The following is a 13,550-nucleotide window of genomic DNA, read 5'->3' on the forward strand; positions in this document are numbered from 1 at the left end:
GACTTGCGAAAGCAGATTAGTTATAGCCCAGCTGCGCTTAATTTCTAAGACAGCCGGAAAAAATTCAACTACCGCCGACAATCAGCGGTCGTGCCCCTCTCCCTGAAGGGTTGCGAGGACTTTACGCGCACCGCCTGAATCGCGATGCTCTCCTAAATAGACACCTTGCCAGGTTCCCATCGCCAACCGTCCGCCCGTGACCGGAATGAGCAGCTGACAGCCCAGCAAGCTGGCTTTGAAGTGCGCTGGCAGGTCGTCCGGGCCTTCATCATCGTGTTCATAATCGCTGCGTCCTTGTGGGATCAGGTGATTGAAGAAACGTTCGAAGTCACGTCGCACTGCCGGGTCGGCATTCTCGTTAATGGTCAACGACGCCGAGGTATGCTGCAGCCACAAATGCAACAGGCCGACTCGGCAATCACGCAGTCCGGGAAGCCCTGCGACGATCTCGTCGGTCACCAGATGAAATCCGCGGGGCCTTGCCCGCAGGGTGATTCTGGTCTGTTGCCACATACAGTTCTCCGCCCTTCGGCGCGCATTCTAACGCGCTAGAAAAAAAAGCAAAGCGGGTAATGAGTGACGTTTATTGTAAGCCTCGAACCTTCCCGCGCAGACCGCCTCAATCCTTGCCGAATCGGCTCGGACCTCGCATTGAACAGGATCTGGATTGCATCTTCACGTCACTGGCTGGTCGCTCTGCCTATCGACAAACGCCAGACAAAAAAATGCCCGGAAATCCGGGCATTTTTTCTCAACAGCCGTGATTACAAGTTGTAGCCACGCTCGTTGTGCTGCGCAAGGTCCAGGCCCACGGCTTCTTCTTCCTCGGTGACACGCAGCCCCATCACTGCGTCCAGCACCTTGAGGATGATGAAGGTTACGATCGCGGTGTAGATGATCGTGAAGCCAACGCCTTTGCACTGAATCCAGACTTGAGCTGCGATGTCAGTCACGGTGCCGAAGCCGCCCAGCGAAGGTGCAGCGAAGACGCCCGTCAGGATCGCGCCCAGGATACCGCCGATACCGTGCACGCCGAAGGCGTCCAGGGAGTCGTCGTAGCCCAGTTTGCGTTTCAGGCTGGTGGCGCAGAAGAAGCAGACCACGCCCGCCGCCAGACCGATGATCAGGCCGCCCATTGGGCCGACAGTACCGGCCGCAGGGGTGATGGCAACCAGACCGGCAACCACACCCGAGGCGATGCCCAGTGCGCTTGGTTTGCCGTGGGTCAGCCACTCGGCGAACATCCAGCCCAGTGCAGCGGCAGCGGTTGCGATCTGGGTGACCAGCATAGCCATACCGGCAGTGCCGTTGGCCGCAGCAGCGGAACCGGCGTTGAAGCCAAACCAGCCTACCCACAGCATCGCAGCGCCCACCAGGGTATAACCCAGGTTGTGCGGCGCCATTGGGGTGGTCGGGAAACCTTTACGCTTGCCCAGTACCAGGCACGCCACCAGGCCAGCCACACCGGCGTTGATGTGAACAACGGTGCCGCCTGCGAAGTCGAGAACGCCCCAATCCCACAGCAGACCACCCACACCACTCCAGACCATGTGCGCGATTGGCGCGTAGACCAGAGTGAACCAGATAGCCATGAAGATCAGCATCGCAGAGAACTTCATGCGTTCTGCGAAAGCGCCGACGATCAGAGCCGGGGTAATGATGGCGAAAGTCATCTGGAAGGTGACGAACACCGCTTCTGGGAACAGGGCGGTCGCACCGGTAATGCTGGAAGGCGTGATGCCTGCCAGGAACGCCTTCGACAGGCCGCCGACGAAGGAGTTGAAATTAACGACATTGGCTTCCATACCAGTGGTGTCGAACGCCATGCTGTAACCGTAGATGCACCACAGGATGCTGATCAGGCCAGTGATGGCGAAGCATTGCATCATCACCGACAGCACGTTCTTGGAACGCACCATGCCGCCGTAGAACAGCGCCAGGCCCGGCACGGTCATGAACAGCACCAGAGCGGTGGAAGTCAGCATCCAGGCGGTGTCACCTGAGTTCAGTACCGGGGCTGCAGGGGCTACCACTTCGTCCGCCGCCATGGCCAGGCCAGGGATTACGAGGGACAACAGGGCTCCTAGCCCTGCGATTTGACGCAGAGTCATATTGTTTACTCCTGGGGCGTTGGGTGTTGGCGGCTTAGATTGCGTCGGTATCGGTTTCGCCGGTACGGATGCGAATAGCCTGTTCCAGATTGACCACGAAGATCTTCCCGTCACCGATCTTGCCGGTGTTGGCCGCTTTGGTTATCGCCTCGATAACGCGGTCCAGATCCTTGTCGTCAATCGCAACATCGATCTTCACCTTGGGAAGGAAGTCGACTACGTATTCCGCACCGCGATACAGCTCGGTGTGGCCTTTCTGACGTCCGAAGCCTTTGACTTCAGTTACCGTGATGCCCTGCACGCCGATTTCGGACAACGACTCGCGTACGTCGTCGAGCTTGAACGGCTTGATGATGGCAGTGACTAGCTTCATGAAACTTTCTCCCGAATTGGTGGACTTGCCCCAGGAAAACAAACCCGACTCAAGTCTAAGCGCAGTGTCTGGCTTTGTAACGCGTCGATGGCCCGAAACAGACCTGACCAACTCCAGAAAACCGCTTCTGACGAAACACTTCCCCGCTCCGCCTGCCGCACTGCATTCGTCACAGCGACTGCATCAGTGCATGGGTCATATGCCACTAAGCAGAAACCTTGCCATTTCGTGAAAACCCGCGAATTACGCCGCCTTGTGCCCGGTATCGAGGGGCCAGATCGCCATCATCCAATCCGCCCGCACAACAACAGTGCGCACGTGCACCGCCTCATGCGCGAAAACCGTGCAAACCAAGGTGCGTGAAATGACTATAGACGCTGCGTGATACACTGCCGCCCATCTGATTCGGGAAGACCCTCATGCTCGCACCCAAAGCTTTTCTGGACGCCCTGAGCGGCCACGCCTCCCGCCTGTTCAACGGCGAGACGCCACTGCCGCGCAATGAATTCGAAACCCAGTTCAAGGCCCTGCTGCAAAGTGGGTTCAGCAAACTGGACCTGGTCAGCCGCGAAGAATTCGACAGCCAGATGGTCGTCCTGGCGCGCACCCGTGCCCGCCTTGAGGCACTGGAGGCGAAGATGGCAGAGATGGAAACGCGGTTGGCGGAGAAATCCCAAGAGTGATTATTTTGGAGCACCCTCCTCGCCTCCGGATTGAACATGGGCGAAGAGGGTGCGCGACCACCGGACATATCGACAGCTCGCACGATAACCCCTGAGCACCACCTCCTTAGCGGCGCAGAGATTTTTCGCCCCAGATTTAATATTCAGAACCGTCCTACATCTTTCTGCCGTCTGAATTGGTAATTTCCCCACCTCACGACAGTCCGCACATCGCGGTATCCGTTCTTGCACCTGCTTCAGAGGGCCGTAAAGCCTGCATCAATTAATTACGCGTTCGCACCAGTGAGCACCCTATTGATCACTGGTTGATGAGCACGGAGTTAGCTGATAAACGCCTGCCAGGCTCGGCTGCCGGACATCTTCTTCAGGTGCTACTCGCCAGACCGGAATCCGACTAGATGCCTTCGATTTACCAGCTCAAACCCGCATTCCAGCGTTTCCTGCGGCCATGCGTTCAACGCTTGTATGACCGAGGCATTACGGCCAACCAGGTCACTTTGTTGGCGGCTGGAGGCTCTTTGTTGGTTGGAACACTGATCGCACTGCTGGCGACTTATATCTGGATCTTTCTTCTCGTACCTGCATGGATGCTCGCACGCATGGCGCTCAATGCAATCGACGGCATGCTGGCCCGCGAATTCCAACAAAAGTCCGATCTTGGCGCCTATCTCAACGAGCTCTGCGATGTGATCGCCGATAGCGCGTTGATCCTGCCCTTCCTGGTTATTTCCGACGTGAGCTGGGCGCTGGTGCTTCTGGCCACTCTGCTCGCCTTGCTTTGTGAGTACGCAGGCGCGATGTCTCCAATGATCGGCGCCAGCCGCCGCTACGACGGGCCGATGGGTAAAAGTGACAGAGCCTTCGTGTTTGGTGTCGCGGCTATCGGCATTGCTCTGGGATGGCTCGATACAATCTGGCTCAACCTGCTCCTGGCGCTCACCTGCATCCTCTTGCTGTTCACCCTGATCAACAGAGTCCGTCAGGGCCTCAACGAAGCAAAAAAATACTCCCACACTGAATGAGGATATGCGATGCGCGAGTGCCGCAGCCGAACCTTCATCAGCCATGACGGCGTCGAGCTTTTTTACCGCCACTGGCCAAAGATCGATCCGATGTTGGACACCTCAGGCAAGGCCATTGTGTTATTACATCGGGGACATGAGCATTCCGGCCGCGTGGCCCATTTGGTCGACGAATTGAGTCTGGCGGGCTTCGACTTTTTCGCATGTGACGCCCGTGGCCACGGTGAGTCGCCGGGTGCGAGGGGTGACAGCCCCAGTTTTGCCACCTGCGTGCGCGACTTGCAGACTTTCTGCGATCACTTGGCCACAGAGCATTGCGTGGCAACAAGTGATATCGCGGTCGTCGCGCAAAGTGTGGGGGCCGTGATCGCGGCGACATGGGTGCATGATTACGCACCGCAGATTCGTGCGCTGGTACTGGCTTCACCGGCCTTCGAAATCAAGCTGTACGTACCCTTCGCTTTAAAAGGGCTGGCACTGGCACAGCGCTTTCGCGGCAATTTTTTCGTCAACAGCTACGTCAAGGCGGGATTGCTCACACACGATCCACAGCGAGCGGCCTCTTATGACAACGACCCATTGATCACCAAAGCTGTTTCGACCAAGGTGCTATTGGGGCTTCACTGCGCCGCAGAAAGGGTCGTCGCTGACGCTCAGGCGATTCGAGTCCCTACGCAATTACTGATTTCCGGTGCAGACTTCGTGGTCAAGCGCAAACCCCAGGAGCAGTTCTTCGACCGCTTGGGCAGCCCACACAAAGAAAAGCATCTCCTGCCAGGTTTTTTTCATGACACGCTGGGAGAGCGCGATCGAGCGACTGCCATTACCCGCGTGCGCCGCTTCATCCTGCAAACCTTTGATCAGCCGCAAAACCTGCCCGATCTAAGGAATAGCGACAAGCTAGGTGACACCTGTGCGGAGTCTGAATCACTCGCAGCGCCACTACCACGCAACTCCTTGCGCGGCCTCTACTGGAGAGCGACCCGCGCAGGCATGCGCATCGGCAGCACACTGTCAACCGGGATAAAACTGGGCTTTGACACTGGCTTCGACTCTGGCAGCACGCTCGATTACGTGTACCGCAACCAAGCTAGCGGCCGCTCGCCACTGGGTCGGCTAATTGACCGCAGCTATCTCGACTCCATCGGTTGGCGCGGCATTCGCCAGCGCAAACTCCATGCCGAAGAACTGCTGCGCTTGGCCATCGAAAAGCTGCGCATTGATGATCAGGACGTGCGCATCGTCGACATCGCTGCCGGGCACGGCCGCTACATTCTCGATGCTATGCACGCGATAAACTCGCTGCCCGAATCCATTCTGCTGCGCGATTACTGCGACATCAATGTGCGCGACGGCAGCGCTTTGATCAAGCAAACTGGCCTGGACCAAATCGCCAGTTTCTCCCAAGGGAATGCGTTTGATCGCGAAGATTTGGCCGCACTCTCTCCTTCTCCCACCTTGGCTGTCGTTTCCGGCTTGTACGAGCTATTTGCCGTCAACCAACTGATCAACGACTCACTGGCCGGTTTAGCCGAAGCAGTGAAGCCTGGCGGCTACCTGATTTACACCAATCAGCCCTGGCACCCTCAACTGGAGCTGATCGCGCGCACGCTGACCAGCCACCGTGAGGGGCAATCCTGGGTCATGCGTCGGCGTACTCAGATCGAAATGGATCAACTGGTTGAAGCAGTCGGGTTTCGAAAAATCACTCAACGCATCGACGAATGGGGCATTTTCACCGTGTCATTAGCGCAGCGGGTGCAATGACCATGACGGTGGCTACGCCATGATCCGTGAGCCTGGCTTGCGCAAATCAGCGCTGCTGTGGCTGTGCCTGCTGGCGCCCTTTTTTTTCGGCAGTTATGGCTTGGCGACATGGGTCACCAGCCAGCGTAGCGACGTATCCAGTCTGGTGTTCGACTGGGAGCGGCACATGCCGTTCTGGGCGTGGACGATCCTGCCGTACTGGTCCATCGACGTGCTCTACGGACTGTCACTGTTATTGCCACGCACCCACGAAGCCCTGAAATGCCACGCCTTGCGTTTGCTGACCGCACAGGTCATTGCGGTCAGTTGCTTTTTGCTCTGGCCGTTGCAGTTCAGCTTCGCAAAACCAGAAACAGATGGCATGTTCGGCTGGCTGTTTGCTGCGCTGGCCGGGTTCGACAAACCGTTCAATCAAGCGCCGTCATTGCACATCGCGCTGCTAATCGTGTTGTGGGTGTGTTATGCACAGCACACAGGTGGTTTTTGGCGTTGGCTCGTGCATGGCTGGTTTGCGTTGATCGGTCTGTCAGTATTGACGACTTATCAGCATCACTTCATCGACGTACCCACCGGCGCATTGGTCGGCTGGCTGTGCATCTGGTTATGGCCGCAACAACGACCCGGAATGTTAAGCGGAGTGCGCCTGACTGTCAGCCCACGGCGCAGGCAGTTGGCAGGACGCTATGCATTGCTGGGGCTGTCGATTGCTGCGCTTGCGTTAGGAGTTGGGGGGCCTGGTTGGTGGCTATTCTGGCCCGCTTTGTCTGTGATGCTGGTTGCGCTTAATTACGTGTTGTTCGATGCGACAGGCTTCCAGAAAGGAGCCAATGGACAACTTAGCATGGCGTCGCGCTGGCTATTCGCTCCCTATCTGGCGGCGGCATGGCTCAATTCACGTTGGTGGACACGCAAGCATCCACATCCCTGCCTGATTGTGGATAACGTTTGCCTAGGGCGAATTCCCACCGCAGGGGAGCTGAAAAACGGCCGCTTCCTGGCTGTGCTCGATCTTTGTGCCGAGCTGCCGTTGGATGGATCGGCAATCGCCTATCACTCGCAACCGGTGCTAGACCTGACTGTCGCAAACGTCGAGCAGTGCCGTGAGGCGGCTGTCACTGTCGAGCACTTACGCGAACACGGCCCACTGTTGGTGTGTTGTGCACTGGGGTACTCACGCGGTGCCATGGCTGTCGCCGCGTGGCTTCTACATACCGGTCGTGCGACCAGTGTCGACGCCGCCATCCAACAGATTCAAAAAGCCCGTCCGCGAATTGTCTTGCATGACGAACATCGCAAACTGCTGACCTCACTCGTATCGAAAGCAGGGCCTGCCAATGGTGACTGACATGCAGCTATATACGTTAGGTAGCCTCCTGCGATGCGGGCGCATGCTGGATAACTTATCCACAGGACTGGCACTCATGGGCGCATTGATCAGCACATGCCACGGCCTGCTGGCGCCGTTCAATCCGTGGATCTCGGGTTTTGGCACCGCCTTGCTCATCATGGGCTTGCTGCAAAAATACTGGGCGATTCGCGTCAGCTTCGACGCCCATCTAATGCAACGACTGGCCGACCACCCTCAGCCGCTTACCGACAAAACCAAGGCGCTGGATCACGCGTTGACCGCGCTCGCATTGCAACCCGAGGAAAAGGCCGGACGCCCATGGGACAAGCGTATTGGCAACACGCTGCGTTTATTGCGTCGGCAGGTCACGCTGCTGGCTGCACAGATCGTGCTGACTCTCTCTTTCAGCCTGGCAATACCTTGGCTGGTCACCGTGGCATAAGGAACAGATTTATGCTCGAACCTTTGGTCGCGAAGCTGATCACTCGCGCTGCACGCAGTATCACCGGCGCGCGCAGCCTTTGGAAGGGCTGCTCGCCACAGCGCCGTCAGCGCATTTACTTCGCCAATCACAGCAGCCACGGCGATTTCGTACTGCTCTGGGCATCCTTGCCATCACTTCTGCGCAAAACCACTCGCCCCGTGGCGAGTGCTGATTACTGGCAGCGAAGCATGGTGCGCCGCTATCTGATCAATCGCGTGTTCAACGGAGTGTTGGTACATCGCGAGCGCAAAATGACGACCCACAAACCACTGCAAGTGATGCTTGACGCCCTGCGAAACGGCGACTCGCTGATCATTTTCCCCGAAGGCACGCGCAATCCAGACACCGGGCTATTACCGTTCAAAAGTGGCTTGTATCACCTTGCGAAAAGCCACCCGCAGGCTGAAATCGTTCCCGTATGGATTACCAACCTGAATCGAGTCATGCCCAAAGGGCGCTTCTTACCGCTGCCCTTGCTGTGTACAACCATCTTTGGTCCTCCGCTCAAGATCGAGAACGGCGAGAGCAAGGAGCAATTCCTGGAGCGCAGCCGTGATGCGCTTTTGGCCCTAGATCCGGAGCAGGCTTGAGATGGACCAACAGACCCTGATCCTGTTTGCCGGTATCGGCGCCATTCTGCTGCTTGCCTCGCTGATCGGCTGGGCCCTGAAGCGACTGAGCAAGACCCCATCCAACCCGGTGCTCGACAACCTTAACGCTCGAATCAACGCTTGGTGGGTCATGGTGCTGGTGATCGGCGGTGCCTTCTGGCTGGGCAATACCGCGGTGATCGTGCTGTTCTGCGCAGTCTCGTTCTATGCCCTGCGTGAATTCATGACCCTGACGCCAACGCGCAGCAGTGACTACCCCGCCTTGGCGGCCGCGTTTTACCTCTGCCTGCCGCTGCAATACTTGCTGATCTACATCGATTGGTACGGGCTGTTTTCAATCCTCATACCGGTGTACGGATTTTTGCTGCTACCGATACTCGCCGCATTGGGCGGTGACAGTACGCGGTTTCTCGAACGCGCCGCCAAAGTGCAGTGGGGGCTGATGATTGCAGTGTATTGCGTATCGTCGGTGCCAGCTTTACTGACGTTGGATATCGCAGGCTACGAAGGCCGAAACCTGTTGTTGCTGGCCTATCTCGTGATCGTCGTGCAAGTGTCCGATGTGTTGCAGTACGTCTGCGGAAAACTGTTAGGCAGACGCAAGATCGCACCCAACCTGTCCCCCTCCAAGACCGTAGAAGGGTTCATTGGCGGCGTATTGCTGGCCTCACTGATCGGAGCCTCCTTGTGGTGGATAACCCCGTTCACGGCCTGGCAGTCGCTCCTGATTGCCCTGCTGATCAACCTTTTGGGGTTCGCTGGCGGCATCGTCATGTCAGCCATCAAGCGCGACCAGGGCGTCAAAGATTGGGGTCACATGATCCAGGGCCACGGTGGCATGCTCGACCGTCTGGACTCTGTGTGTTTTGCCGCGCCGGTCTTCTTTCACCTTGTTCGCTATGGGTGGACGTGAGGCCAGACAGGAAAGATGACAGGCTAGAAGCCCTTTTCACGCTAACCAAGGACCGCCTACGTACTCACAACAGAGCCGCTTTAGCGAAGCCTTTCACCGCCCGCAAAAAAATGAACCCGCTCATGCGCAGTGCGTGATGGGTTGAACTTGTGCCCTGATCGCAGAGCCTCGTTCCATTTCAGCCTTGCGCAAGTCGTGGATGAGCTGCAGGTTCAGCCAAAACTCTGGAGTCGTATCCAGGCACGCCGCCAAACGTAGCGCCACATCGGCGCTCACACCTCGCCTCTGCAACACGATGTCATTGACAGTGGGTGTGGAAACATTGAGCGCCCGCGCCAATGCTGCCGAGGTCAGACCCAGCGGCTCCAGATATTCTTCTTTGAGCACCTCGCCGGGGTGGACCGGACGCATTCCATTTCTGTTCATGGCTACCTCAGTGGTAATCAACGATTTCGACTTCTTCCGGCCCATTCGCGCCCCACATGAAGCAAATACGCCATTGCGCGTTGATGCGTATGCTGTGCTGTCCTTTGCGATCACCACCGAGCGCCTCTAGCCGGTTCCCGGATGGTGACTTGAGATCTACCAACGATGTGGCAGCATCAAACATGGTCAATTTGCGTTCGGCCATCGAGAGAATTGAGGACCACACACGGGTTTTGCCATGCCGAAAAAGCGATTCTGTGTCCGTACATTTAAAACCTGCAAGCATTGCTAACGCTTAACGTTACTCGTTAAGAATCTATGCTAGATCGCCTTTCTCACCAGAGCAATGCGGAAATCCGTTGTGAAACGTATACAGACGATCCACATCGTCTCGGTGAAATGATCGATCATGACCCTTTCGCCACACTGAACCCCGAAAACAGGCTCGTCGCCGGGCTGTGGTCGCCTTCGTTTCGGTACTGGCCGAACTTGGCGTAAGAGTCGCTGCTGTGGGTATCGAACATGGTCGAGATGCCTTTTTTGTCGAAGACGTTTTCGCCGTTCTTGGTCACCGAGATTTCGCCATCGCCGATACCGCGTTTGAAATCGATCTGAAAATCCGCCCACTTTCCAACATCTTTGGCGGCATCGCCAGGCTTGCCAATGTTGAACACTTTCGAAGGCGCGTTGCTGTCTTCACTGGTTTTCAGGTGCAACTGATACTGACCATCCTTGGTCGCCAGCCAAGCGCGAGGGCTGGGCTTGGCGTTGTTGTGGTCCAGCACCTGGAAGAACGTGCCGTCATTGTTGGCCTCGCGCTTCATGCCGAATTTGAAACTGTAGGGCTCGCCTTCCTGCAGCTTGGTGCCGTCCTTGATCTCGGCGCGGGGGCTGGTGGAGTGTTCGGTGTAATGACCTTTGTTGAAGTCGACCTTGATTACATCACCACGCTCAGGGTCTTTGGCCATGCCGATCTTGTCTTCCGGGGATTTCTGCACGCTCAGTTGATTACCCAGTGAGTGCTCGGAAAACTGGCCATTCGCGGGACTGCTGCCGCCCTTGCCCGCTTGAGGCGTGCCTTGAGTCGAGGCGTGATTGTCCACGGGGTTGTGTCCAGAGTTTCCACCCACCTTGCCACCGCCAGTGACTGCGTTGTTGGACGGGGTGTTCACCGATCCCGAGTTGCCCTGCATCAAGGCCTGCAAGCGTTGCAGCAGGTCTTGAATCAAGGTCATCAGTTGGGTCAACGGATCCGCCTGCCCTCCATTTGCTGAAAAATTGCTCTGCGGCTGTTGGAGCGCGTTGTTCGCCCCGCCAAAGTTGACCTGCGCGTTCTGCGGCTGCGACATGAAAGAAACGGGCGTATTGCCGCTTCTGGCAGATATCCCTTGCTCCTGTTGCGATCTGGAGTCTGGAAAATGCTGCGTGCTCGACACGTCGAGCGGCGTGGTACGAATCAGCGAGTTGATCGGTGTCATGGTCTGGTCCTGGCGTTGAGAGTCAGAAGTTCGAAGCCCGAGAAGGCACTTCAATGTGAGGACTGAGTGGCCGGATCGAGGCCGCAGTTCCCAGTTGGGACACATGCCGTAGAACTTGCGTGAGCGGCCGGATCAATTCGCTGACTATCCTTCAGCCCGCCGCAGGAAGCGGTGCCGCCCCAAGGATCGACATGTCCCTCGCCATCGTTCTCAGCCGTGCCCAAGTGGGTGTCGAAGCTCCCGCCGTTACCGTCGAAACTCATCTGGCCAACGGATTACCAAGCCTGACGCTGGTCGGCTTACCCGAAGGCGCGGTGAAGGAAAGCAAGGACCGGGTGCGCAGTGCGATTCTGAATTGTCGGCTGGAGTTTCCGGCGCGGCGGATCACGTTGAATCTCGCTCCGGCGGATCTGCCCAAGGATGGCGGGCGGTTTGATCTGGCGATTGCATTGGGGCTGCTTGCTGCGAGCGCGCAGGTTCCGACGCTGGCGCTGGACAATGTGGAATGCCTTGGCGAGCTGGCGTTATCCGGGGCAATTCGGCCGGTGCAGGGCGTCTTGCCCGCCGCACTGGCCGCTCGGGATGCCGGGCATACGTTGATCGTCCCCGCTGTAAACGCAGAGGAGGCATGCCTGGCGTCAGGCTTGAAGGTCATCGCGGTCGGTCATCTGCTGGAGTTGGTGTCGCACCTTAATGGCCATACGACGATTGCACCTTACAAATCCAACGGGCTGATCCTGCAACCGCTGCCTTACCCCGATTTGAGCGAAGTTCAGGGCCAGAGTGCCGCCAAGCGTGCGCTGCTGGTCGCCGCAGCCGGGGCGCACAACCTGCTTTTCAGTGGGCCTCCAGGGACCGGCAAGACGTTACTTGCCAGCCGCCTGCCGGGGCTTCTTCCACCGCTGGATGAGCGCGAGGCGTTGGAGGTAGCGGCGATTCAATCGGTCGCCAGTCACGCACCATTGACCAGTTGGCCGCAGCGTCCATTCAGGCAACCTCATCACTCTGCGTCTGGTCCGGCATTGGTGGGTGGCGGCAGTCGTCCGCAGCCTGGCGAAATTACGCTGGCGCACCACGGTGTCCTTTTTCTGGATGAGCTACCCGAATTTGACCGGCGCGTATTGGAGGTTTTGAGAGAGCCGTTGGAATCAGGCCATATCGTTATCTCACGGGCGCGGGACCGTGTACGGTTTCCCGCCCGATTTCAGCTGGTCGCGGCCATGAATCCCTGCCCTTGCGGCTATTACGGAGAGCCAACCGGGCGCTGCCGTTGCTCGACCGACCAGATCCAGCGCTATCGCAACAAACTGTCCGGCCCGCTGCTGGACCGGATCGACCTGCACCTGACAGTCGCCCGCGAGACGACCTCACTGGCGGCCCCTGCACAGATCGGCGAAACCAGCGCGCAGGCTGCCCAGGTGGTGTCCGAGGCCCGCGAACGTCAGCAAAAACGACAAGGCTGCGCCAACGCCTTTCTCGACCTGCCAGCCCTGCGCCAACACTGCGTGTTACTGCCTGAAGATGAGGCCTGGCTCGAAACAGCGTGTGAGCGTTTGAACCTTTCGTTGCGCGCAGCCCATCGATTGCTGAAGGTGGCACGCACGTTGGCGGATTTGGAGCGAGCGAACGCGATATCAAGAGCGCACATTGCCGAAGCGTTGCAGTACCGGCCATCGTCGGGGTGAAAATGACTCATTGCCTGTATCTCATATGAGATACATAGTGAGCCTTTTAGAGGGATACATCATGGCCACTCAGACATCGATGCTGCACGTAAGAATTGACGACGAACTCAAGACTCAAGCCGCCGAAACGCTCGCAAAATTCGGACTCACGGTATCTGATGCTGTGCGAATCTTGCTGACGCGTGTCGCCAGAGAAGGCGCTCTGCCTCCCGGCTTCACTTGCGATGCAGAGGCTTACGACAAGTGGTTCAGGGCCAAAGTGCGCGAGGCCATGGAGGACACAAGCCCGACCGAATCTCACGAAAGCGTGATGGCCGAGGCGACCAATCTACTCAAAAGGAAGCACGGTGCTGACAGTTGAATGGAGCAAATACGCCAAGGCAGACCTGCTGGCGATTCTGGCTTACATCTCAGATCACGACTCGGCGGCTGCCTGGCGATTGAAAGACGAAATTGATCTGCGAATCGGGCATCTGCCTCAACACCCAAGGCTTTATAAAACAGGTCGAGAGCCCGGGACGAGGGAAATGGTGGTCATGCCCAATTATCTGGTGATCTACGCCGAAAACGCCTGCTCGATCACCATCCTGCGAGTTCTGCACGCCGCTCAGCAATGGCCATCATCGGCAGAATGAGTGGCCAGCCGAGG

Annotated in this window: 16 protein-coding genes; 10 read left to right on the forward strand and 6 right to left on the reverse strand. The window is 57.7% G+C overall.

Translation table 11 applies throughout. The features are described 5' to 3' along the window. Positions 1–81 precede the first annotated feature (81 nt). From ACI2KB_RS14030 to glnK, 3 genes are all read right to left on the reverse strand, one after another. Positions 82–513, reverse strand: a complete 432-nt coding sequence (locus ACI2KB_RS14030; protein ID WP_404635416.1) for a secondary thiamine-phosphate synthase enzyme YjbQ — start codon at positions 511–513, stop codon at positions 82–84. A gap of 251 nt (positions 514–764) precedes the next feature. After that, complete coding sequence (locus ACI2KB_RS14035) at positions 765–2,111, reverse strand: ammonium transporter (protein ID WP_404635418.1); 1,347 nt, start codon at positions 2,109–2,111, stop codon at positions 765–767. Between the two features lie 34 nt (positions 2,112–2,145). Beyond that, positions 2,146–2,484: a P-II family nitrogen regulator gene (gene glnK / locus ACI2KB_RS14040; RefSeq protein ID WP_002555808.1), complete on the reverse strand. Its 339-nt coding sequence runs from the start codon at positions 2,482–2,484 to the stop codon at positions 2,146–2,148. A 419-nt stretch (positions 2,485–2,903) separates the two neighbouring features. On the opposite strand from glnK, the gene ACI2KB_RS14045 reads away from it, so the two are divergent. The 7 genes from ACI2KB_RS14045 (at position 2,904) to ACI2KB_RS14075 (ending at position 9,312) form a co-directional block, all read left to right on the forward strand. Beyond that, complete coding sequence (locus tag ACI2KB_RS14045) at positions 2,904–3,167, forward strand: accessory factor UbiK family protein (RefSeq protein ID WP_404635420.1); 264 nt, start codon at positions 2,904–2,906, stop codon at positions 3,165–3,167. A 398-nt stretch (positions 3,168–3,565) separates the two neighbouring features. Then, positions 3,566–4,189, forward strand: coding sequence for a CDP-alcohol phosphatidyltransferase family protein (locus ACI2KB_RS14050; protein WP_404635422.1), 624 nt, complete (start codon positions 3,566–3,568; stop codon positions 4,187–4,189). Positions 4,190–4,198: 9 nt separating this feature from the next. Continuing rightward, entirely contained in the window at positions 4,199–5,956 is a 1,758-nt protein-coding gene (locus tag ACI2KB_RS14055) for a bifunctional alpha/beta hydrolase/class I SAM-dependent methyltransferase (RefSeq protein WP_404635424.1), read from the forward strand. A gap of 19 nt (positions 5,957–5,975) precedes the next feature. Then, a complete protein-coding gene (locus ACI2KB_RS14060) occupies positions 5,976–7,301 on the forward strand; it encodes a phosphatase PAP2/dual specificity phosphatase family protein (RefSeq protein ID WP_404635426.1) in 1,326 nt (441 codons plus the stop codon). A 76-nt stretch (positions 7,302–7,377) separates the two neighbouring features. Continuing rightward, positions 7,378–7,746: a hypothetical protein gene (locus tag ACI2KB_RS14065; protein WP_404635428.1), complete on the forward strand. Its 369-nt coding sequence runs from the start codon at positions 7,378–7,380 to the stop codon at positions 7,744–7,746. An 11-nt stretch (positions 7,747–7,757) separates the two neighbouring features. Next, positions 7,758–8,378 carry a lysophospholipid acyltransferase family protein gene (locus tag ACI2KB_RS14070; protein ID WP_404635704.1) on the forward strand — a complete coding sequence of 207 codons (621 nt, stop codon included), beginning with the start codon at positions 7,758–7,760 and terminating at the stop codon, positions 8,376–8,378. A gap of 1 nt (position 8,379) precedes the next feature. After that, on the forward strand, positions 8,380–9,312 hold the full coding sequence (locus ACI2KB_RS14075) for a phosphatidate cytidylyltransferase (protein WP_404635430.1): 933 nt from the start codon (positions 8,380–8,382) through the stop codon (positions 9,310–9,312). A 120-nt stretch (positions 9,313–9,432) separates the two neighbouring features. Here ACI2KB_RS14075 and ACI2KB_RS14080 read toward each other — a convergent pair whose 3' ends face one another. The 3 genes from ACI2KB_RS14080 to ACI2KB_RS14090 form a co-directional block, all read right to left on the reverse strand. Next, positions 9,433–9,738, reverse strand: a complete 306-nt coding sequence (locus ACI2KB_RS14080) for a HigA family addiction module antitoxin (protein ID WP_404635706.1) — start codon at positions 9,736–9,738, stop codon at positions 9,433–9,435. Between the two features lie 7 nt (positions 9,739–9,745). Beyond that, positions 9,746–10,024: a type II toxin-antitoxin system RelE/ParE family toxin gene (locus ACI2KB_RS14085; RefSeq protein ID WP_404635432.1), complete on the reverse strand. Its 279-nt coding sequence runs from the start codon at positions 10,022–10,024 to the stop codon at positions 9,746–9,748. A gap of 121 nt (positions 10,025–10,145) precedes the next feature. Beyond that, the gene (locus tag ACI2KB_RS14090; protein ID WP_404635434.1) at positions 10,146–11,216 is read right to left on the reverse strand and encodes a heparin lyase I family protein; all 1,071 of its coding nucleotides are present in this window, start codon (positions 11,214–11,216) and stop codon (positions 10,146–10,148) included. Between the two features lie 191 nt (positions 11,217–11,407). On the opposite strand from ACI2KB_RS14090, the gene ACI2KB_RS14095 reads away from it, so the two are divergent. The 3 genes from ACI2KB_RS14095 to ACI2KB_RS14105 all read left to right on the forward strand — a co-directional run bounded on the left by ACI2KB_RS14095 (position 11,408) and on the right by ACI2KB_RS14105 (position 13,536). Next, a complete protein-coding gene (locus ACI2KB_RS14095; protein WP_404635436.1) occupies positions 11,408–12,901 on the forward strand; it encodes a YifB family Mg chelatase-like AAA ATPase in 1,494 nt (497 codons plus the stop codon). 61 nt (positions 12,902–12,962) lie between these two features. Then, the gene (locus ACI2KB_RS14100) at positions 12,963–13,262 is read left to right on the forward strand and encodes a type II toxin-antitoxin system RelB/DinJ family antitoxin (RefSeq protein ID WP_404635438.1); all 300 of its coding nucleotides are present in this window, start codon (positions 12,963–12,965) and stop codon (positions 13,260–13,262) included. Continuing rightward, a complete protein-coding gene (locus ACI2KB_RS14105; RefSeq protein ID WP_404635440.1) occupies positions 13,249–13,536 on the forward strand; it encodes a type II toxin-antitoxin system RelE/ParE family toxin in 288 nt (95 codons plus the stop codon). The genes ACI2KB_RS14100 and ACI2KB_RS14105 overlap by 14 nt, the downstream gene beginning before the upstream one ends. Positions 13,537–13,550: the final 14 nt, after the last annotated feature.

Source organism: Pseudomonas sp. NPDC088444 (assembly GCF_044900175.1).
Classification (GTDB): domain Bacteria; phylum Pseudomonadota; class Gammaproteobacteria; order Pseudomonadales; family Pseudomonadaceae; genus Aquipseudomonas.

Coding starts and splice junctions, on each gene's coding strand:
- ACI2KB_RS14080 (WP_404635706.1), bottom strand. CDS start 9,738: ATGAACAGAAATGGAATGCGTCCGGTCCACCCCGGCGAGGTGCTCAAA.
- ACI2KB_RS14095 (WP_404635436.1), top strand. CDS start 11,408: ATGTCCCTCGCCATCGTTCTCAGCCGTGCCCAAGTGGGTGTCGAAGCT.
- ACI2KB_RS14065 (WP_404635428.1), top strand. CDS start 7,378: ATGGGCGCATTGATCAGCACATGCCACGGCCTGCTGGCGCCGTTCAAT.
- ACI2KB_RS14075 (WP_404635430.1), top strand. CDS start 8,380: ATGGACCAACAGACCCTGATCCTGTTTGCCGGTATCGGCGCCATTCTG.
- ACI2KB_RS14090 (WP_404635434.1), bottom strand. CDS start 11,216: ATGACACCGATCAACTCGCTGATTCGTACCACGCCGCTCGACGTGTCG.
- ACI2KB_RS14085 (WP_404635432.1), bottom strand. CDS start 10,024: ATGCTTGCAGGTTTTAAATGTACGGACACAGAATCGCTTTTTCGGCAT.
- glnK (WP_002555808.1), bottom strand. CDS start 2,484: ATGAAGCTAGTCACTGCCATCATCAAGCCGTTCAAGCTCGACGACGTA.
- ACI2KB_RS14055 (WP_404635424.1), top strand. CDS start 4,199: ATGCGCGAGTGCCGCAGCCGAACCTTCATCAGCCATGACGGCGTCGAG.
- ACI2KB_RS14030 (WP_404635416.1), bottom strand. CDS start 513: ATGTGGCAACAGACCAGAATCACCCTGCGGGCAAGGCCCCGCGGATTT.
- ACI2KB_RS14045 (WP_404635420.1), top strand. CDS start 2,904: ATGCTCGCACCCAAAGCTTTTCTGGACGCCCTGAGCGGCCACGCCTCC.
- ACI2KB_RS14070 (WP_404635704.1), top strand. CDS start 7,758: ATGCTCGAACCTTTGGTCGCGAAGCTGATCACTCGCGCTGCACGCAGT.
- ACI2KB_RS14050 (WP_404635422.1), top strand. CDS start 3,566: ATGCCTTCGATTTACCAGCTCAAACCCGCATTCCAGCGTTTCCTGCGG.
- ACI2KB_RS14035 (WP_404635418.1), bottom strand. CDS start 2,111: ATGACTCTGCGTCAAATCGCAGGGCTAGGAGCCCTGTTGTCCCTCGTA.
- ACI2KB_RS14060 (WP_404635426.1), top strand. CDS start 5,976: ATGATCCGTGAGCCTGGCTTGCGCAAATCAGCGCTGCTGTGGCTGTGC.
- ACI2KB_RS14100 (WP_404635438.1), top strand. CDS start 12,963: ATGGCCACTCAGACATCGATGCTGCACGTAAGAATTGACGACGAACTC.